Here is a 20,527-nt window from a genome sequence, read left to right on the forward strand (position 1 = left end):
AGCTGAAAAGCCCATGAACGTCCGCTGAACGTTTGCTGAAAGCTTGCGGTCAGAGAATCGGAGATAGCAGCCGGGTGCACGACTCCCGGATCTTGTGGAGCGTCGGCCGGTTCCGGTATTCCTCGTAGGTCAGCACTCGGCAGTACTCCGCATCGTCCTCGAAAATGCGCTCGAGGCGGGAGACGGTCTCCGTGTCGTACAGCAGCGCGGTCGTTTCGAAATTCAGCTTGAAACTGCGGTTGTCCATGTTGGCCGTCCCGACCGAGCCGACCTTGCCGTCGATTACGACCGTTTTGGCGTGAAGGAAGCCCTTCTCATACAGATAGCATTTCATGCCGACCTCAAGCAGGTCGCCGAGATACGAATAAGACGCCCAATACACCATCTTGTGATCGGGCTTGGCCGGTATCATGATGCGCACGTCCACACCGGACAGCACCGCCACCTTGAGTGCCGTCAGAACGCTCTCGTCGGGGATGAAATACGGCGTTTGGATGTAGATCGTCGACTTCGCTTCGTGGATCATTTTTATGTAAGCATGCTTGATCTGCTCCATCGTATTGTCCGGCCCGCTCGAGACGATCTGCATGCCGACCTTGCCCCGGCGAGGCAGAGGTGCGGCAGGGAAATAGCCCGTCGCCGAATCCGGGATTTTGAGCGGATAAGCGAGGTTCCAGTCCATCAAGAAATGCGCCTGCAGCTGCAGCGCGGCGTCTCCCCGGATGCGCAGATGCGTGTCCCGCCATTCCCCGAACCGGGGATTGCGGCCAAGGTATTCGTCGCCGATGTTGAACCCGCCGATATACGCGACGGCGCCGTCGATGACGGCGATCTTCCGGTGATTCCGGTAATTGACCCGGATATTGAGATACGGGATCCGCGAGGGGAAGAAGGCCGCGACCTTGCCCCCCGCCCGGATGAGCTCGCGGAAGAAATGGCGCGGAAGCGTGCTGCCGATGTCGTCGTAGAGGAAACGGACCTGCACGCCTTCCTCCGCCTTCCGTGTCAGCGCCTCAATCACCCGGCGGCCAAGGTTGTCGTTCTGCACGATATAGTATTCGAGGTGGATATGCTCCTTGGCCGCTTCGATATCCCGGAAGAGCGCGTCGAACTTGCTCACCCCGTCCGTGAAAATCTCGACCTGGTTGTTTTGCGAGTACAGAGCGTACCCGCTCATCAGATTCATATAGATGAGATCGTGATAATCCTGCAGCATCGGGTCGTCGTAAGCAAGCGCCTCCCGCTTGAACAGCATCCGCTGCTTGTTGATGATGGTATCGAGCTTCTTCTTGTCCTCTTCCTTGATTTTGTACAGCTTGCGTCTGCTCAGGTTCTGGCCGAGCAGCAGGTAGAGGAGAAAGCCCACGCCGGGCAAGAACAACAGCACCATGAGCCAAGCCCAGGTCATGCCGACGTTGCGGCGCTCGAGGAATACGATCGCCACCGCCAGCAACAAGTTGATGCCCGTAAACAGAATCGACAAAAATTGCCAAACTGCCATGCTCGGTTCATTCCTCCCGTCCAAATCACTACTACTATACCGAATGATGGAAGAAAAAGAAAAGCTATTCGACAAAACGAATGCACAAGAGCAGGCTTTTCGGCTGAAAATGACCTTTGGGGCTGAAGAGCAGGAGCGTCCGAGCGATTGCGCCGTACTTTGCGTCACAGGAGCAGCGTCAAGCGAAAAGCAAAGCAGCGCGCCCCAAAGGACGCGCTGCGAGAGGTGAGAGGACGTTCCATTGGAACAGGCCCGACAGGTTATTGTAAGCCTAGTGGACTTTCGGCCAGGCGATCTCCACGCCGGCTTTGGTAATCGTGTCCTGGAACGCCTTGAGCTTGTCCGGATCGTTACGGACTTCGCGCGGCGAGAAGCCGTGGTCGAGACAGAACGCGGCAAGTGCTCCGGCCGCTTCTCCGATGTTCCATTCGACCGGGTGCAGCCGGTAGCAGCCGTTCGTAATATGCGTCGTACCGATGTTTTTGCACGCCGGCAGAAGATTCTCGCTGCGTACCGGAATCAGGCTGCCGAGCGGGATATGGAACGGCAGACTTGGGACGTCGATATACGTGCGCAGCCCGGTGCTCGGATGCAGGTCGATCCCATACCAGCCGATGCCGACCGAATCGGGATAGACGACCGAGCCTTGGCCGTCTCTCAGCTTGGGACTGAGATGCTGCTCTACAACGGTAAGCTCCGCCTGGATGCGGCGGGATTCCCGGATATAGACGCTCTTGGCGAGACCGTCGTTCGTTCCGACGATGTCGCCGCGCAGGCGCAGTCCCGGATAGCCGATCTTGCCGTCCGGGCGAGGAGCCTCGGTCTGCATCCAGTAGAGCAGAGACAGGCTCAGTTGGCGGGCCCCCTCCAGATGCTTCGCCCGCTCCTCGGGAGTCACATCGATGATCGGTCCGAGCCAGTAATCGTTCTGCGGCCAGTTGACGATCGTTGCGTCGCTTGCGAACGTCCCTTCCGCAAAGTTCGTGCGGTCGATAATCCGGCGGTAGTTCCAGAGCGAGAACTTCTTGCCGTCCGGGAAAAAGCAGTATTTGGCGTGCTCGAGTGTATGGGGCACGAGTCCGCTCCAGCTGAGCTGCATGTCCGGCCAGAAGTCGGCCCGGTACCCGCGCCAGAAGTCGTACTGCTCAGGCTTCGCGATCGTGAAGTCCTCTCCTTCGAGATGGTCCACCGCGAAGCACCACGTAATCGCCTGCATGTCCGTCGGGTCGGCTTCACCGGGGAGTGCATGTGGCTCGCCGGTCTGGGCGACAGATTCGGAGCCGGTGACGTACTCGATGCCGGCTAGCGGCAGCACGTCGCCTTCCTCCGTCGCATCCAGGAAATACGGAGCTGTCAGGACGAACGAATCCCCAGTTTCCCGCTCCCGGACCGTCACTGCGGACACCCGGTCGCCGTCGGTCTCGGCTTGCTCCACCTTGCAGTTCAGCAGAATGCGGATGCGTCCGCTGTGCACGTAAGGAGCCAGCATGTCGTTCAGCACGGCCAGAGCGGCACGGGGCTCATGCGCGATCCGGCTTACGTTGGCATTGCCCGGATTGAAGTTAATCTTGGCCCGCGCTTCCGGCGTGACCGGGAAATTCTGCTTGTAATAGTCCCGAACGCGGGTCCGGAATTCGCGGTAGCTCGCGGTACTCCCGAACTTCTCGATCCAATGGTGCTCGTCCGGCGGCACCGCCTGGCTGGTCAGCTGGCCGCCGATCCAGTCCGTCTCCTCCGTCATAAGGACGGTTTTGCCCATCCGAGCCGCGGCGAGCGCAGCGGCGCAGCCCCCCGTACCTCCGCCGATAATGGCAACATCTGCTTGCAATTCCTTGTTCATGTTGGATCTCCCTTCGATTGACGTATTGGTTGCCGGAGAGGCCCCGGCGGTCTTCTCTATCCGAGCAGACAATCGGCCGCCGCCTGCTGGAGCGACGGCGCCCGGTCGGCCAGCGAGAGCGCGGGCACCTGCGGCAGCTGATCGAGATCGTACGGCGAGCCGAAGTGAATGAGCTTGACCGCCCCTTCCCGCTCCGCCGCGAGCCGGTTCAGCCGCTCCAGCGTCTCGTCCGGAATCGGCTTGTTGTGCGTGAGCGCGAGCAGGACGGGCCGATCCGTCGGAATCTCCCCGAGAGCGGCCGCCAGCTCCTCATAGGAAGCGAGCTTCCGCTCGGTATCCGCTGCTCCTGCTTCCCGCACCCGGCGGGCGAATGGATCGAGCTGCGCGTCCCAGATGAGGTGCCAGCCCTCGCGCTCGGTTCCGAGCGGGGAGAAGCCGTGACGGGAGCGGACCGCCTTGCGGGCGAGCTCGTCGCTGACACGCAGCGCTTCGGGGCGCTGCAGGCGGTTGGCCTCGAACGGCTGCGGGTCGAACGACTCGGCCAGCAGGCCGTACTTGGCTTTTTTCTCAAGAATGAGGCGGACGGAGCGGTCGAGCCGCTCCTCTGTCAGCTCGCCCGACTCGACGGCACGCAGCACGGCCTCCACCATCGGAGCCGCCTCCGCCTCGGTTTTGGCGAAGGCGAGCAGGATGTCCGCTCCCGCCTGCAGCGCCATGACGCACGCCTCGGCCTGCGTGAACTTGGCCGTCACGCCCTTCATCGACAGGCCGTCCGTGACAATCAGGCCGTCAAACCCGAGCTCCTCGCGCAGCAGCTTGGTCGTCATCTCGTACGACAACGAGGCGGGGAGCAGCGTCGGATCTAGCGCCGGCACCGCGATATGGCCGACCATGACGGCATCGACGCCCGCCGCGATCGCCGCGCGGAACGGAGCCAGCTCGAAGCGGTCCAGCCGCTCGCGGTCGAAGGGCAGCACCGGCAGGTCGAAGTGGGAATCGACCTGGGTGTCGCCGTGGCCCGGAAAATGCTTGGCCGTCGCCACCATGCCGTTGTCCTGGGTCCCGCGGATCACCTGGCATCCCATTGCAGCCACCAGGTCGCGGTCCTCCCCGAACGAATGGGTGCCGATGACCGGATTCCGCGGATTGTTGTTGATGTCCATGACCGGGCTGTAGTTGAAATTGACACCCATGGCGAGCGATTCCATAGCCGTCACCCTACCCGATTCGTAAGCGAGCGCTTCGTCCGCCGCCACGCCGACAGCCTTGTTCTTCGGGAAATGGACGGCGCCTCCGTCTCTCAGCTTGCAGCCGGCCCCTGCCACAAAATCGGCAGAGATGAACAGCGGCAAGCCGCTGCCGCCTGTCAGCGAAGCCCGCTGCAGGTCCGTCGTCAGCCGGTGCACCTGCTCGGGGTTCTCGAGGCTTCCCATGTCGAGGAAGATGCCCCCGACCTTCCATCTCTCGATCATCTCTTTGGTGAAGGCGGAATAAGTCGTTCCGGTGTTGTAGAAGGTGAATACCTGCCCGACCTTTTCTTCCAGCGTCATCCGCTCCAGGCGGGAGGTCGCCGTAACCGTTTCGTTTGTCATCGCTAACCGTCTCCTATTCGAATACCGATTCGCCCAGCAGGCCAAGCAGAAGTCCCGCAGGTGCGATCGCGTTCGTCCATCCGCTCTCCATGCAGTAGGGGCCCCAGCCGGTGTCGCCGTTGTTGCCGAAATACTCGCCGCGCTTCATATCGAAGGCGCGCATCCAGCCGCCGTCGAACCGGGGATCGCGGCTTGCGATCTGGATGCGGCACATGTAATCGCGCAGTCCGTTGTAGAGATCGAGATGCTTGGCGCTGCCCGTTGCCTTATATGCCTCCCACGCGTTCATTAGCAGGAAGTTATTCGTATACAGCTGGTCGCCGATTCCCTCCCCGTTGTACAGGAAAACACCAGTGTCCTCCGTCCCGAACCGGGCCGGATCGGGATTGTCTGCTTCCTCGATGCCTCCGGACTCATGACGGTTCGCCAGCAGGTAGTCGACGACGCGCTCCAAGCCCGCCTCGATCCGCCCCGACTCGTCGTGCTTGGCCAGGAAACCGAGCGGCAGAATAAGCCGGTTGAGGCCGGACGTGCGGCTGTACATGAACTTGAGCTCGTCGAACCGCTCGAGCAGTGTCAAGCTGCCCTTGAGCGCCGTGTTCAGATAGGCGCGTTCCCCGGTGACGAGATAGGCCTGCAGGAAGGCCGAGTGTGCGATACTCTCGAAATGCGGGTTCATGCTGGCCTCTAGCTCGCGGGCACCGTCCCGGCCCGTCTCCTTGAGCTGGGCTGCCATCAGCACGTTCGCCCGCAGGCCCTGATCGTTCTGGGTAGCCAGCATCGCTTCGGCGGTGAGAAGACCACGCGTCTTGTACTCCTCGATGCCCGTTTTGCGATACAGGTAGAGCAGCACGAACGCCACCCACGCATTGTCGTCGGTGAACATTTGATTGGGGCCGTCGGCCGGGAACTCGTACCATTTGAAGAAGCCGTACGTCGGAGAAGCGGGATCGGTGTCCTGATAGCCGTTATCCAGCAAATACCGGAGCAGGTTATGCGATAGCTCGGTCCATTCCGCTTCACCCGTATAACGGCCCAGCAGATGGAAGAACAGCGCCGTGTGGGCATGGCAGTCGGGCCGGCGGTCTTTGGACAGCTTGGCGGTGACGGAGTGGATGTTTTCGTAGACGCCCGCCGAGCCGTCCGGCGCCGGCAGCATGCCCGATGCCCGGAACCAGCTGGCCGTCCGTCTTACGGCTTCGTCCGCGGACGTTCCGCCGCTCGCCTCCATGACGGGACTCCACATCCGAAGCGGAATCCCCGTCCGCTCCGTGAGCATGGACACGACGTCCCGCCAGAGTCGATAAGGACGCAGGGCCGCGCGGCTGCGGCAGGCGAACAGCGCAAAGGTCGAGTAGGCGACGACGCCCTGCCCGAACTGCCTGTAGAACAAGCCCGGATGCGAATGGTCCGCGGAGGGCGCGGTATGCGTCTCCTGGAACGAGCCGAAGGTCAGCAGGCTCTCGGTCTCGAGCGGGAAGCCGATCGTCAGAGGGCCCTCCCACTCGAGCAGCGCTCCTTCGGGAAGTGGGGCGGCCAAGCCCGACACTCTAAGCTTTTCAAGCGTCCGCCGGCTGCGCGGAAAATCCTGCTTCCAGCCAAAGAGCCGCGAGGACGGAAAGTCAAAGGCGGCGATCAGTTCGGCGTACAGCTTGCCTCCGCCAAACGCGTAGCGCCACAGCTTGGCGAGCACGTCCTTGGACAGCTCGGTATCACTTTCTACGGAGCCTGCGCCAAGGACCAGTACGGACTCGAAGCTGTCCAGCTCCGCGGTCTCCAGGTCGGCGAGCGGATAGATCTCGGCCCCGTCCAGCAAGGCGTAGTCGGGTGTCTCTGCTGCAAATATCGCATTCTTCATCTTGTAGCTTCCTCTCCCTAGCATTAATGGTGTTCGTCATCCAGCGGGACGGCCGGTTAGGCCATCAGGTGAAGCTGCTCCTCCCGGACTTCCCCCTCGAGAGGCTCGCCGTTCAGGAGACGCTGCAGCTCGTCGACCACAAAATGGCCGAGCGCGTACAGGCCGTTGTTGACGGCACCGGCGATGTGGCCGGTCAGCAGAACGTTCGGCAAAGTCCGGAACGGATGGTCCGGCGCCGGTGGCTCAGGTTCCGTGACATCGAGACAGGCGAACAGCCTCCCGCATTCCAGATGCTTCACGAGCGCTTCCTCGTCGACGAGCGAGCCTCTCGCGAGATTGATCAGGATCGCATCGTCCTTCATCAGCCCGAGCGTGCGGTCATTCAGCATGTGGTAGGTGGACGGCAGCTCGGGCGCCAGCACGGTCACGACGTCCGAGGCGGTCAGCAGCTCGTCCAGGGTGACGAGCCGCCCTCCCAGCTGCTCCGCCTGCTCCGGTGTCAGCGTCGGGTCCGCGAGCAGCACCTCGACGTGGAACGGCTGCAGCAGGCTCATGTAGCGCCGGCCGGCATGTCCTGCGCCGATACAGCCGATCGTGACGCCGTACATCTCGCGAATCCGGCTCCGTACGCCGTCACTTTGCCGGTTCCACCAGCCGCCTGTCTTGCTCTCTACGGTCACCTCCCACAAGTTTTTCAACGTGACGAGGGTCAGGCCAAGCGCCGTCTCTCCAACCCCTCTGCTCAGCTCGGCCGCCGCCGAGCTGACCCGGATGCCCCGCCGCCACAGCTCGGGCGTGACGACTGGCTTGACCGACCCGGCCGCGTGAAGGACGGCCCGCAGTCCGGGCGCCCGGTTCAGCAGCGCCGCGTCCAGCGGCGGGCAGCCCCACGACGTAATGAGCACGTCCGCACCCGCGACATAATCGGCCACCTGCTCGGCCGTCATCCAGCCTTCCTGCGGATTGATGACGAGCTCCGCTCCCAGCCGCTGCAGCCTCTCCAGCTGCGACGGGTGAAATACCCGGCTTGTTGTGTTCTTTCCTTGCAGCAACGCTATCTTCACCGGTGCCGCCCCCTTCTTCTAACGCCTCTGCCTTGCGGGCACACTACCTTCAATCTTTGGAAACGATTACCAAACGCGGCACGCCGCCTGTCCAGCGGCCCGTGCCGCTTATTCTGTTTCCAGTTTCTCACAGCTACTGCCACCTGTCTACGTCGTGCTTGCGCTAAAGAGTCGTCCCCCCGCACGCCTGGCTACGACTGGACAACCTGTCTGTCCTCCCCGGCGCGCCCGTACAGCTCCTTGTATTCCGTCGGCGCGAGGCCAGCCGTTTTTTTGAAGGCTTTGCTGAACGAATGCACGGATTGGTACTGCAGCGTCTCCGCAATGCGGGTGATCGTCGTCTCCCCAGCCTGCAGTAGCGTCATCGCACGCATGATGCGCTTCCGGTTCCAGTAGGTTTGCAGGGAGACGCCCATCTCCAGCCGGAACACGTGGGACAGGCGGGAATAGCTGTAACCGAGTGCGTCGGCGATTTCACCCAGCTCACGGATTTGGACAAGATGGCGGTCGATGTAGCGGACTGTCTCATAGACAAGGTCCGCCTTGCCTCCTTCCGGCACCGCCTTCGCCGGCTGCGGGGGCTGAGCGGACCGCCTGCCGCCTGAGGCCTGCCGGTAGCGGCAAAGGAACACGGTGAGACGGTTCAGGCAGGCCTCGCTCGATTCCCGTGCGTACCGGTCTTCCCGGCCCGCCTCCTCCAGCAGCTCTAGCAGGCACGCTTCCAGATTGCCTGCGTCGTCTCTTCCGGCAGGCTCGGCACTCCAATCCGCGAGCTCCGGATAGGCATGCTTCGCCTCCGGAGCCAGCCGGAACGAGGCAACAAGCAGACGGACCGGCTCCTGTCCCTCGCTTCGGATGCGCCAGTCTTCCTTCGGGCCGCCTAGTGCGAATGTCCGCTCCTTCATCGCGAGGCGCTGCTCGCCGATCTCCAGTGTGCCTTCTCCCGACAGAACATAGAGGAGTCGATACGGGCTGGCTTTTTCCTTCTCGCCGCGCAGCTCCCCCGGGAAGCAGCAGTCTCGGAGCTGATCCAGCACGAATCGGCCCAGCGTCAAGGGCCTGTCCAAGTACTTCTTGTCGAATCGGAAATGAGCAGCTTGTGCATCTCTACGGCTTGGCAAGGCGTTCCCCCCTGCAAAACTAAGTGATAGGTTTATTGTGCCGGGTCGCCTGCCGCTGCGGAAGCCTACGATCTTACGATATGGGGGAAAATATTACGAAATCTCCCCACAAAGTGAAGAGATGTGCTGCAGCCTATTCCTATTACTTTGCGGGGGCCCCGAAGTAACCCCACAAAGTGAAGTGAAGCGCTGCAGCTTATTCCTAATACTTTGCGGGGGCCCCATATAACCCCACAAAGTGAAGTGAAGCGCTGTAGCTTATTCCTATTACTTTGTGGGGGCCCCCAATAAATCCCCGCAAACATCCCCCGTCCACAAAGAAAAAGCCGGGGCAAGTGCCCCGGCTTAGGATCGCTGTTTACTTCTTCGATTTGGTGTACCAGTCGGACAGCGCCTGGATGACTTCCGTACCGCCCTGCGATTTCCACTGCTGGACGAAGTTGTCGTAGCCCGTCAGCTTCTCGGCGCCGGCGATCACCTTGATCAGGTAGTCGGTCTCCAGCTTGTTGAGCTTCTGCATGTTGTTGCCCACGACGGCCAGCGGAGGAGCGAGGAGAGTCGGGTCCTTCACCGAGTACGGAGCCTGCTTCTGGATTTCCTCGAACGCCTCGTACAGCACCTTGTCCTTGCGGACGCGGAGGAGCCACTGCTCTTCGTACGCTTTGGAATCGGTACTGGTCATGAACCAGTCGGCCTGGCCGCGGTCCGTGTTGAAGGCCGGCAGAATTGGCGTCATCTGACCGTTCTCGACTTTGTAATCCACGCCCTCGGTCCCGATCGCAAGCTCTTTGAACGTTTCCGGCTGTACCTTCAGATCCAGATACTTCATCGCTTCTTCCTTATGCTTGGACGCCTTCGGAATGGCGATGTACCAGCTGACGCCGCCGCCCTGGAGCCAGTTGCTCTGCTTGCCATCCTTGCCCTTGAGCGCCGGAATGATGGTAATTTTGGCGTTCGGCAATGTCTTCTGGAGCGCTTCGGTCGTTGCCGGCGCTACGCCCCAGCCGTACTCCATCATGGCCGCTTTGCCGCTTGTGAACTTCTGCTGGATAGTAGCGGCTTTGTTGACCGGCCACTCCGTGTCGATGAGCCCCTCGCTGTAGAGCTTGTTCATGAACGCGAGGTATTCCTTCATGTTCGGATCCTCGAGACGGTGGATCAGCTTGCCCGCCTGGTCCTCCCACGAGGTCTGGATGCCGAACGCGCCTGCGATTTCCGGTACGATGCCGTTGAAGCCTGTGAGCGGAATGATGTTTTTCTTTTCTTTGATCGCCTTGAGCAGGTTGTAGAATTCGTCGGTCGTCGTCGGCACCTTCATGCCGAGATCGTCGAGGATGTCCTGGCGGATGGCCAGCGAGCTGCCGACGAACGCGCGCGGATGCTTCTCCGGGATGCCGTAGATTTTGCCGTCTACCTTCGCGTTCTCGAACGTTTCCTTGTCGTTGACGCTCAGCAGCGTCTTGCCGTACTTGCTCAGCAGATCGTCCAGCGGCTCGAGCGCGCCCTGCGCCGCCAGCCGGTTGTACTGCGAGCCGGACAGCTTGAGGATGTCGTACGGTTCCTTGTTGGCCATCAGCAAGTTGAGCTTGTCGTCCGCGTTCTCAAGCGGAAGCGTCTCGTACTTTACTTTGTAGCCTGTCTTTTCTTCGAGAAACTTCGCTACCGGATCGGAGTTCGGATCAAAGTTCCGCGCGAACCCGAGCTGGCGCAGCTCCGGCTTCGCCCCGCCTTCCTCTCCTTTGCCGCTTGTCGTCGAGTCGTTTCCGCCGCCGCAGCCGGCCATCAATGTAACCGCTAACGATAAGCTGACTGCTCCCGTAATCCCCTTCTTCATGTCGCTTCCCCCATCTTTGTTGTGATTGTGTAAAGGCTTTCCCTTGAGCTAACGTTACCATGAATAAAGAGATCGGTATTTGTCGAAAGATGCTCCTTTTGTTGTCCTAAGTCACTTCGCGCCGGCCGCCGGCCTCTCCATGGCCGTCCTCATCGCCGGATGCGGGAGCTTCCCCCGGAGGGAGCGCAGGGAAGACCACCGTGACGCGAGTGCCCCGGCCCGGCTCGCTGGCAAAGGAAAGCCCGTACTCCTCGCCGTAATACAGCTTGATCTTCTCCATGACGTTCTGGATGCCGTAGCCGCCGTCCGGATCCTTACCCGCCAGCCTCTCAAGCTGCTGCTGGGTCATGCCGACGCCGTCGTCCTCGACGACAAGCACGATCCGTCCGTTCTCCAGCCGGCCGGTGATCCGGATGGTCCCGGTCTTGTCCTCCCGCTCCTGAATGCCGTGGAGGACCGAGTTCTCGACGATCGGCTGAAGAACGATCTTGACGGTGGCGTACTGCTCAAGACCGGGATCGAGATCCACCTCATGACGGATCCGTCCGCCAAACCGCTTGTTCTGAATCTCCAGATACGTGCGCACATGCTCGATCTCCTCGCCGATCGTGATGATGTCCCGCCCTTTGCTTAGGCTGAGGCGGAAAAATTTGGCGAGGCTGCCGACCACGCTGCTGATCTCCGGCGCCCGGTGCTTCATAGCGAGCCAATGGATCATATCGAGCGTGTTATACAGAAAATGCGGATTGATCTGCGCCTGCAGCGCCTTGAGCTCCGCGCTCTTCTTGAGCACTTCCTCTTGGTACTTTTCCTTGATGAGGCGCTGCATCGTATCGCTCATCCGGTAGAAGGAGGACTGCAGCACGCCGAGCTCGTCCGAGCTGTCGACCGGCTGCCGGACGTCCCACTTCTCCACCTCGATCTTGCCGAACTGATAGACGAGCAGGCGGATGCGGCGCGTCAAATTCTCGGCCAGCCAGACGGCAATAACGGCCGCCAGCAGGAGGACGATCGCCAGCACCGCGATCTGGTAGCTGGCCAGCATGCTGCTCGGCTCGGTCAGCTCCTTCTCGGGAATGAGCGCGACGAGCTTCCAGTTCGTCCCCTGAATCTGCCGGTAGATCAGCTTGGAGGCGTGGTTCTCCCATTTGACCGTTTCCGTCCCTTTGTCGGTCTTGAACAAGCCCGACTGCCCTGGCAGCGCGTCCAGCTTGGTGCCGATGCGCGACGAATCAAGGCCCGAGATGATCGTGCCTTCCCGGTCGATCAGGTAGACTTGGCCGTTGCGCGTAATGTTCGTCTGCCGGATGATGTCGCTGATCGAGCTCTCAAGCACGTCTATGGCGACGACGCCGATCGGGCTGCCCGTATAGCCGTTATCAAGCAGGGGGCGCAGGCAGGAAAGGATGCTCTGCTTGCCCCGGCTGTCCTTATAGTCGTACTCGTATGTGCCCTGGCAGTAAATGCCGTCCGTGTTGGTCAGCATATCCTTGTACCAGCGTTCTTCCACAACCGGCTTCATGTCGAGGAACGTACTGTCTTCCCGGGAATAGATGGCGGGTGTCCGCACGAACAGCCGGGTGCTGTAAATCTCCCGGCTGTTGCTGACCGAGCGGATAATGTCCTGCAGCTTCCAGTAATCGTCGATCTGCTCGCCGAGCGGATAGCTCTGTTCGCCTCGAATCAGAATTTCGTTCAGCGTTTTGTCCATGAACAGCATGCTGGAGACATCCTTGACGTTGTCCAGCTTGTAGGAGATGAACTGGCTCGCCTGCTCGAACGACTTGCCGGTCGATTCCACGACCTGCTCCTCGATGAGCCCCGCCGTTTTTTGATAGGAGATATAGGAGATGAGGCCGACAGTCGCGGCGATGAGCAGCCCGAACGAGAGCAGCAGCTTGTACTTGATACGCAGATCGGCAAGAAATCTCTGCACCGGCCGGAAGAAGGCCTTCATGCGCTACCCCGTCCCTTCTTCCATCGTGTCCCGGTACTCCGACGGGTTCATGCCGGTCTGCTTGCGGAACACCTTGGCAAAATAATTCGCGTCCTGGTAACCGACGAACCGGGAAATCTCATACAGCTTCAGGCTGCGGTCCCGAAGCAGCATCTTGGCTCGTTCGATCCGGAATTGCGTTATATAATCGTTGATGGAGATGCCCTTCTCTTTTTTGAACAGAAGGCAGAGGTAGGTCGGCGTCAGATAGACGTGCCCGGCGATCGCCGCGATCGATACATCGTTGTTGTACTGCTCCTGAATATACCGGATCACCTCGCGGATGACCGACTTCTCGGTCGGCTGTCCGCCCAGCTCGGCGCTTTCGCGGACAATCTCCAGCCGGCGCATGAGGAAGCTGCGAATCGTGTACAGCTCGCCCGTCAGGAACACCGAGAACCAGAGCTCGTCCTTCTCGAATTCCCACATCGCCTCCGGATAAAGCTTGGTCAGCGCCACGTACCAGCGGAACAGCTTTTTGCGCACCGCGTCGATGTTCCGCTCGGGAAACAGCAGGAGCTCGTTCACCGTCTGATCGAGCAGTTCGATCGCTGCGCCGATATCCTTGCGCCGGAGAGCCTCCTCATACCGGATATAGCCCTGCTTGTCGAACAGCTGCAGCGACGCGGTCTTCTCCTGCGGCGGGAGCTCGCGATACCAGATCGCCGTGTTCCAGCCCCGATAGAAATGGAACGGAAGCGCCTTCAACGCCTGCTCATAAGAAGCATGCACCGCCGCCGGATGACGGCTGATCTCGCCGACTCCCGCGACGAGCCGCACTTCCGGCCTCGCGTCTCCACGGCCTTTGCCGGTCAGCTTGTTCAGCCATAGGGCGAGTCCTTCCAGGCTGTGCTCCGACGGAACGGCGACAATTGCAACGCCCGTGCCGTCGAGTAAGGCCGCCAAGAGCGGCAGCTCCGCCGCCTCCGCCGCCTGCTCCGCTTCCTCCCGCCACTGCTCCCAGCCCGCTTCGTCCTTGGCCAGGAAGGCGCAGGCCGCGTAGAGTCCCTCGAGGGGAAAATCAGGCCGGAACAGGCGCATCTCCTCCCGCACCGACGGCCAATCCGGGTCGGAGGGAGACGTGAGCCGAAGCAGCTGCTTTACCAGGCGGCCGGTGAGCTCTGGCCGGCCGCTGTCCAGCTTTCGCTGCATCGCTTCCACCTCGGTGCGCTGGCGTGCAGCTTCTCGGAACTCTGCCGCCAGTCGTCCCAGCAGCTCCTCCAGCTCATGAATTTGAACAGGCTTCTCTATATAATCCACCGCGTGGAGCTGAATCGCCTTCTTGAGATATGGCGTATCCGAATAGCCGCTTAGGAAGACGATCTTGCAGTCGCCGTCTTCCAGCCGGATCTTCTCCGCCATCTCGAGTCCGTCCATGCGCGGCATGCGGACGTCGCACAGCACGAGATCGGGTCCCGCCTCTCGGAACTTCTCGAGCCCCTGCACGCCATCCGCGGCCTCCGCCACGACGGAAAAGCCGAGCTCCTGCCAGGCTACGAATTCGCGCAGGCCGTCGCGGGTCATTTCTTCGTCATCCACCAGCATCACTTTGATCATTCTCTTCACCTCTTCTGTCCTTGCCCAGCCCCATGCAGCGCACGGCCGGCTTAAGCCGCCGGTTCTCCAGTCCGGGCTCTCCAGCCGCTTTTCGACCACGGAGAGGCCCGCCCGCTGCCGCAGGCGTATAGCAGCAATCCCCTATATTGTAGCAAACCTACCGTACACCTGAGCAGGTCATTCTGTTTCCATTCGTCGAACGTTCGGCGCTTAATGCGAAAAGAGCCCGGCAGAGGGACTCAAATCCGAGTCCCCCTCCAGGGCTTTGCTGCTATCCGCCGGTCAGCCTTTGACCGAGCCGACGAGTACGCCTTTGACGAAGTGCTTTTGCAGGAACGGGTACACGCACAGGATCGGCACCGTCGCCGTAATGATCGAAGCGGCCTGCACCGCCTCGGGCGCCTTGTTCAGGTCGTTGTTGATGTCGATTTCGCCCGCCAGCTTCATGACCTCGCTGGTGGAGGCGATAAGCTCCTTAAGATACAGCTGCAGCGGCTTGAGCGCCGGGTCCGTCACGTACACGAGAGCGTTGAAGTAGCTGTTCCAGAGCGTAACCGCGTAGAACAAACCGATGGTCGCCATGACCGGCATCGACAGCGGCAGCATGATGCTGAACAGAATGCGGACATTGCTGGCGCCGTCGAGCTTGGCGGACTCCTCCAGGCTGTCCGGCAGTCCTTCAAAGTAGTTCTTGACGATCAGCATATTGAACACGCTGATCATGCCCGGCACGAATAGTGACCAGACCGTATTGACAAGACCAAGCTTTTGCATGAGCAGGTAGGTCGGGATGAGGCCACCGTTGAACAGCATGGTGAAGATAAAGATCAGGAGAAAGGACTTGCGTCCAGACAAGTAAGTCTTGGACAAAGGATACGCGGACAGCACCGTCATGAGCAGACTGCAGAAGGTGCCGACGACCGTAATGAAAACCGTGATCTTGAACGAGTTCAAAAACTGCTTATTCCCCAGCACCCATTGGTAGGTGCCGATCTGGAAGTCGATCGGGTACAGCGTGACCATGCCCGAGATGACGGCGGCCTCGCTGCTGAGTGATTTGGCGATGATGTTCAGGAAAGGAAACAGGGTGGCGATGCCGAGCAGCGTGAAGAGGATGTAGACGCAGACGGTAAAAATCCGTTCGCCCAGCGACTCCTTGATCGCCCCTCGTTTGCCGGCCGGCCGCGACAGCATATTTTGCGCCATTACCAGATGCTCCTTCCCATATATTTTCTGCAAAGCCAGTTGCCCGAGATGATCAGGATGAACGCGACGACTGATTCAAACAGGCCGACGGCGGTCGAGAAGCTGTAGTCCGAGGCGCCCAGACCGACGCGGTACACATAAGTGCCGATGACGTCTGCGACGTTGTAGACGACCGGGTTGTACATAACGAGAATCTGCTCGGTGCCCGCCTCGAGCATGTTGCCGAGACGAAGAATGAGCATCAGGACGATCGTCGATGCCATGCCGGGCAGGGTCACGTAGCGAATTTGCTGGAACTTGTTCGCTCCGTCCATCTTGGCCGCTTCATACAGCTGCGGGTCGATGGAGGAGATAGCCGCCAGGTAGACGATCGTGCCCCAGCCGACTTCCTTCCATCCCTCCGTCGTGACGAGCAGGGAGCGGAAGATGCCCGGATCCATGAAGAAAGCGATCGGCTGGCCGCCGAGCTTGACGATCAGGGCGTTGACGAGACCCCCGTTGACCGAGAGCAGATTGATGAACAGACCGCTGACGATAACCCACGAGATGAAGTGGGGCAAGTAGATGACCGACTGGACGACGCGCTTGAACATCATCTTGCGCACTTCGTTCAGCAGCACCGCGATGAGAATCGGCGCCGGGAACAGGAACACGAGCTTAAATACGCTAATGGCGAGCGTATTCGTCAGCACGCTGTAGAATTGGTCGTTGTGCAGCAGCTTTTCAAAATGCTTCAGGCCGACCCATGGGCTGTCCCCAATGCCACGGAAAATGCTGAAGTCCTGAAAGGCGATAATAAGTCCGTACATCGGCGTGTATTTGAAGATGAGGAGGAAGAGCAAGCCGGGGACGAGCATCAGGTAAAGGTCCCACTCTTTCCGGAATTTCCCCCACTTCTCGCGCCTTCCCTGCGCCGGCTTCTTTTTTGGTACTGGCTTTGTCTTGGATGCGAGGTCCATGCAAGCGCCTTCCTTTCCGTTCGAAAATAGATCAGTCTAAGCCTTGTCCTTATTGTCATCCGAAACGGAAGGAGCGAAAATATTGCAATCTTACGATTACCAAGAATATTTTACGATTGTAAAGACGGGACATACAAAAAAGACTGCTTCGCCGCAGGACGGCGAAGCAGTCTGGAAGAACGGAACCTACAGCACGCGAGCCGGCCCGGTGCGGGTCGGCTCGCGAATCGTTCTAGTTATGTAGGGGAATCGGCCAGGCGGTCTCCGAGGATGGTCAAGCTTCCTCCTCCAATTCCTCCGTCCGGTCGGGGCTGCCCAGCCATACGGCGATTTTGCGCGAGATGGCGTCGCGGACAACCTGCTCCTTCACCCCGACCATCTTCTCCGTATTCTGCAGCCGGTAATGATAGATGACCTTCCCGCCGCCGATTTCGTTCCAGACCGGGGTGGTGATCCCCCACTGCTGAAGATCGATAGCCGCCTTCTCCCGGGCCAAGTAAGCCTGAACCTGTTGGATTAGCAGCTCATATAGGTCGGGAAAATGGGAGGTCTTGGTCAGGACCAGGTCGTTGTCGAGCAGCCGCTGCGCATAATCGAGCGTAATAAATTCGGACAACGCCGCCTTTTGTTCATCGGTCAAAGTCGTCACTGTTTCGTTCATCCGTTTTTTTGCTCCTTCGTTTCTTCTTTCAGCTTCTCCAGCCTCCTTTATAGGATTCGGAGCGAAGTCCCGGTTTGGCACCGTTGCCAGCCGATCCTTCGTCCTTCGGGCCTAGGGCAGCCGCCCTGACAAGCCAAAGAGCCGCCGGCACACCGGCGGCCCTGAAGACCGAAGCGTTACTTCTCGATCGCCTGGATGGGAAGCAGGCGGTCCACATAATACAGGTTAGCCAGACGGTTCGGCGTGAAATCGGAGGCAAAGCCCATATGCAGCTCAGCCTTATGCGTATTGTTGCTCTTCGGCAGCCGGATGCCCAGTCCCTCCGGCTCCCGGAAGCTGAGTGACTGTCCCGCCGACATGAGCTGCTTGTCTTTGACCTCGCCCGTATTCAAATCGACGGCGGTGATGTACGTGTTCCCTTCGGGTGCGGTCGAGCCGCCGGATCCATAGGAGTTGCCCTCCAGCAGGTACAGATAAGCGCCGTACGAGGCAAAGCCCTGGAAGGTGCCGACCTGCGGCTGCGCTACGTCGGCGATCGGCGTATATTCACGCCGCTTGACCTTCTCGAGCTCGTAGACGCCGAAGTGGAACGCGCCGTTCTTGCGGTAGCGCATCGTCAGCAGGCCATGCGCCTCGTCGAGATTGACCGTCGTCCGGTCCGCGCCCTCGATCAGCCGGTGCTTCTCCAGCTCGGGCGAAGCCGGCGTCAGAATCTTCCCGTTCTCAAACGGGAAGCGCGCCAGCTGAGTCCCCCAGCCGCTGCTGCCTTCGGTGACCGAATCGGTCTCGGTCCACAGATACGTCTGATCGCCAACAGGCTCCGCTCCGATCTGAACTCCATGGCCGAAGCCTTTGAGGAACATGTGGCCGAGCACGTTCCCCTTCATATCCAGCTGCGTGAGAGTCAGGTCTCCGTTCTTGTCGCGGTTAGCACCTGTCACGGGAGCGTCCTCGCCCGGCAGCTGCTGGCCGCCCGCCATCAGCTGCACGATATAGATGCGCTCGTTCGCATTGTCGAACGCGAACGATTGCATGACCGTGCCGTTATGCAGCGGCTTGTCGCGGATGAGCTCCTTAGCGGGCTCGTCAAGGACGAACATCTTGGATTTGAGAACAGGCGGCTGCGCGCTGGCGGGTGCCGGAGGAACAAAGGGCACGAGACTTAGGATGGCGAGGCCACCGACGAGCTTGACCAGATGCTTGCGGATGAACGAAGTAGTCCGAGTTGCGTTTGGCATTGGTTTACACCTCCACGGATTGGTTCAATTGCTTGCGGATCCGCATAGCGGGAAGCGGATCGTTGACGGTCATGACTTTGACGCCGCATCCCAACGCGTAATGCACCTGCTGGTCGCGGTCCGGACAGTAACACCAGGCGAGGAGGCCCGCCTCCTCAATCTCCTTCACCAGCTGCGGGGTGAGGAGGCTCATGCTTGCAGCGACCGCCCACAGCTTGGAGCGGGTGCCTTCCGGACCCGGCACGTAATTGTACATTACATGCTCAGGAAAGCCCTGGACCTTTACGCCATAGGTGTCGAACAAATAGGCGCTTACCGTGGCATCGAAGCAGGTAAAGACGCAGTTCGGCAGCAGGCCGTGCTCCCCAAGCAGGGCGATCGAGGCATCCGCCACCCTGGTGGCATCCGGCGCCGGCTTGATCTCGACGTTCAGCAGGATGCGGGGATACCCGCTCAACAGCTCGCACAGCTCCGCGAGTGTCGGGATTTTGAGGCCTTCGAACGGTTTGCCGAACCAGCCGCCCGCGTCGAGCCGCTTGAGCTCCTCGAGCGTCATATCGCTGACTCTGCCGGTTCCGTCCGTCGTCCGGTCCACTGTCTCGTCGTGAATGACTACGACTTCCCCGTCCTTGGAGAACCGGAGGTCGAATTCGATCATGTCGACCTCCAGCTCCAGCGCCTTCTGGAAGGCAAGCAGCGTATTCTCCGGGTAACGGGCCTTATACCCGCGATGCGCGGAAACGACAATGCCCGCTGGCTGCAAAAGTTGTTCGATCATAGGATTATCCTTTCAACAGCCGCTCGGCTTCTTTTTTGAACGTATCCAGTGTCGGCTCGATCGCCTTGTTGTCGTACATGATCGCCTGGATCGCCTTGAAGAACTCCTGCATCACCTGCGGCCAGGCTACATGCTTGTTGGTATCCACCGCATACTGCAGCTGGTCGTAAGCGACCTTGCGGTTCGGCTCTTTTGCCCACAGGTCCTTAATTTGCTGAGACTCGACCATCTTCTTGGTGAACGGCAGGTAACCCGAATCCAGAATGAACTGGAGGCCGCCCTGCGGATCGATCATTGCCCAGCGGAGGAATTCCCAAGCCGCATCCTTGTTCTTGGAGCCTGCCATCAGGGACAGGTTGGCTCCGCCTGTCGGCGTCGCATAGACCGCATCCATCGGCAGGAAGGACGTTACGTAATCGAACTTGACGTTGTCCTTGAGGCTGCCGATTACGCCCGTCGATTGGTACATCAGGCCGATCTTGCCGCTGATGAACATCTGGTTGACGATGTTGCCTGAATCCTGCTGCGGCGGGTAGTAGAGCGCGCCGGTGTTTTGCTGATCCTTCAGGAACTTGAACACCTTAGTTCCGAGCGCGCTGTCAAAGCCGATCGACGTCCCCTGGTCGTTGAAAAATTTGCCTTTGGCCTGGGAGATCATGGCGATTGGATACCACGTATCGTAAGGCATCGAATAGCCGTACCGCTTGAACTCGTTGTTCTCCTTAATGACAAGCGCATTGGCGACAGTCTTCAGCTCTTCCCAGGTCTTCGGCACAGCGAGGCCCTTCTCGTCGAGCATCGTCTTGTTAACGTGCAGAATCGGTGTGGACCGGTTGAACGGCAGCGACACCAGCTTCTTGTCGAAAACGGAATGGCCCATGAGCCCTGGGGTTAAGTCATCCTGGCTCATGTTCGATTTCTTGAGGAACGGCGTCATGTCCTCGAGGACGTCTGAATCGGCGAACATCTGGATATAAGCGCGCTCGAGCATGCTGATGTCCGGACCCGTCTTGGCCGCGACGGCCTGCTGCAGCTTCGTGACTGTCTCGTCGTAGGAGCCCTGGAACGTGCCGACGACTTCCACCTTGTCCTGTGAGGCGTTGAAGCGCTTGATCATCGCGTCCAGATACTCGCCGTTCTTGCCGCCAAGCGAATGCCAGAATTGAACGGTCGCCTTGCCGGCCGGGCCGGAGGGCGCCGGAGCCGCGGATGAGCCCGTATCGGTTGTCTTCGGCGACTCCCCGCCGGAGCAGGCGGCAAGCAGCCCGGACAGCATGGTGGTGGCGAGCAGGACAGAAGAAGCTTTCTTCCACATAGAAACA

The 20,527-nt window shown here is 60.1% G+C and carries 15 protein-coding genes; all 15 read right to left on the minus strand.

The features are described 5' to 3' along the window. Positions 1–49: 49 nt before the first annotated feature. A complete protein-coding gene (cls, locus tag KJS47_RS05125; RefSeq protein WP_213523369.1) occupies positions 50–1,501 on the minus strand; it encodes a cardiolipin synthase in 1,452 nt (483 codons plus the stop codon). A gap of 271 nt (positions 1,502–1,772) precedes the next feature. Further along, on the minus strand, positions 1,773–3,341 hold the full coding sequence (locus KJS47_RS05130; RefSeq protein WP_213523370.1) for an FAD-dependent oxidoreductase: 1,569 nt from the start codon (positions 3,339–3,341) through the stop codon (positions 1,773–1,775). 56 nt (positions 3,342–3,397) lie between these two features. Then, entirely contained in the window at positions 3,398–4,933 is a 1,536-nt protein-coding gene (locus KJS47_RS05135; protein WP_213523372.1) for a glycoside hydrolase family 3 protein, read from the minus strand. 13 nt (positions 4,934–4,946) lie between these two features. Beyond that, positions 4,947–6,791, minus strand: coding sequence for an AGE family epimerase/isomerase (locus KJS47_RS05140; RefSeq protein WP_213523374.1), 1,845 nt, complete (start codon positions 6,789–6,791; stop codon positions 4,947–4,949). A 56-nt stretch (positions 6,792–6,847) separates the two neighbouring features. Beyond that, complete coding sequence (locus tag KJS47_RS05145; protein WP_213523376.1) at positions 6,848–7,855, minus strand: hydroxyacid dehydrogenase; 1,008 nt, start codon at positions 7,853–7,855, stop codon at positions 6,848–6,850. 191 nt (positions 7,856–8,046) lie between these two features. Next, positions 8,047–8,976, minus strand: coding sequence for a helix-turn-helix domain-containing protein (locus KJS47_RS05150; RefSeq protein WP_213523378.1), 930 nt, complete (start codon positions 8,974–8,976; stop codon positions 8,047–8,049). 358 nt (positions 8,977–9,334) lie between these two features. Continuing rightward, complete coding sequence (locus KJS47_RS05155; RefSeq protein WP_213523380.1) at positions 9,335–10,810, minus strand: extracellular solute-binding protein; 1,476 nt, start codon at positions 10,808–10,810, stop codon at positions 9,335–9,337. Between the two features lie 106 nt (positions 10,811–10,916). After that, the gene (locus tag KJS47_RS05160) at positions 10,917–12,767 is read right to left on the minus strand and encodes a cache domain-containing sensor histidine kinase (RefSeq protein ID WP_213523382.1); all 1,851 of its coding nucleotides are present in this window, start codon (positions 12,765–12,767) and stop codon (positions 10,917–10,919) included. Positions 12,768–12,770: 3 nt separating this feature from the next. Further along, positions 12,771–14,363: a response regulator gene (locus tag KJS47_RS05165; RefSeq protein WP_213523384.1), complete on the minus strand. Its 1,593-nt coding sequence runs from the start codon at positions 14,361–14,363 to the stop codon at positions 12,771–12,773. Between the two features lie 282 nt (positions 14,364–14,645). Further along, positions 14,646–15,569 (minus strand): carbohydrate ABC transporter permease, encoded by a 924-nt coding sequence (locus KJS47_RS05170; protein ID WP_213523385.1) that lies wholly within the window; start codon positions 15,567–15,569, stop codon positions 14,646–14,648. Next, positions 15,569–16,528 (minus strand): ABC transporter permease, encoded by a 960-nt coding sequence (locus KJS47_RS05175; protein WP_213523386.1) that lies wholly within the window; start codon positions 16,526–16,528, stop codon positions 15,569–15,571. The genes KJS47_RS05170 and KJS47_RS05175 overlap by 1 nt, the downstream gene beginning before the upstream one ends. A 274-nt stretch (positions 16,529–16,802) precedes the next feature. After that, positions 16,803–17,189, minus strand: coding sequence for a hypothetical protein (locus KJS47_RS05180; protein WP_213523387.1), 387 nt, complete (start codon positions 17,187–17,189; stop codon positions 16,803–16,805). A 176-nt stretch (positions 17,190–17,365) separates the two neighbouring features. After that, positions 17,366–18,427, minus strand: coding sequence for a phage baseplate protein (locus KJS47_RS05185; protein WP_213523388.1), 1,062 nt, complete (start codon positions 18,425–18,427; stop codon positions 17,366–17,368). 4 nt (positions 18,428–18,431) lie between these two features. Further along, positions 18,432–19,205 carry a glycerophosphodiester phosphodiesterase family protein gene (locus KJS47_RS05190; protein ID WP_213523389.1) on the minus strand — a complete coding sequence of 258 codons (774 nt, stop codon included), beginning with the start codon at positions 19,203–19,205 and terminating at the stop codon, positions 18,432–18,434. Positions 19,206–19,209: 4 nt separating this feature from the next. Next, a complete protein-coding gene (locus KJS47_RS05195) occupies positions 19,210–20,520 on the minus strand; it encodes an ABC transporter substrate-binding protein (RefSeq protein ID WP_213523390.1) in 1,311 nt (436 codons plus the stop codon). Positions 20,521–20,527: the final 7 nt, after the last annotated feature.

The organism is Paenibacillus sp. J31TS4, assembly GCF_018403265.1.
GTDB lineage: Bacteria > Bacillota > Bacilli > Paenibacillales > NBRC-103111 > J31TS4.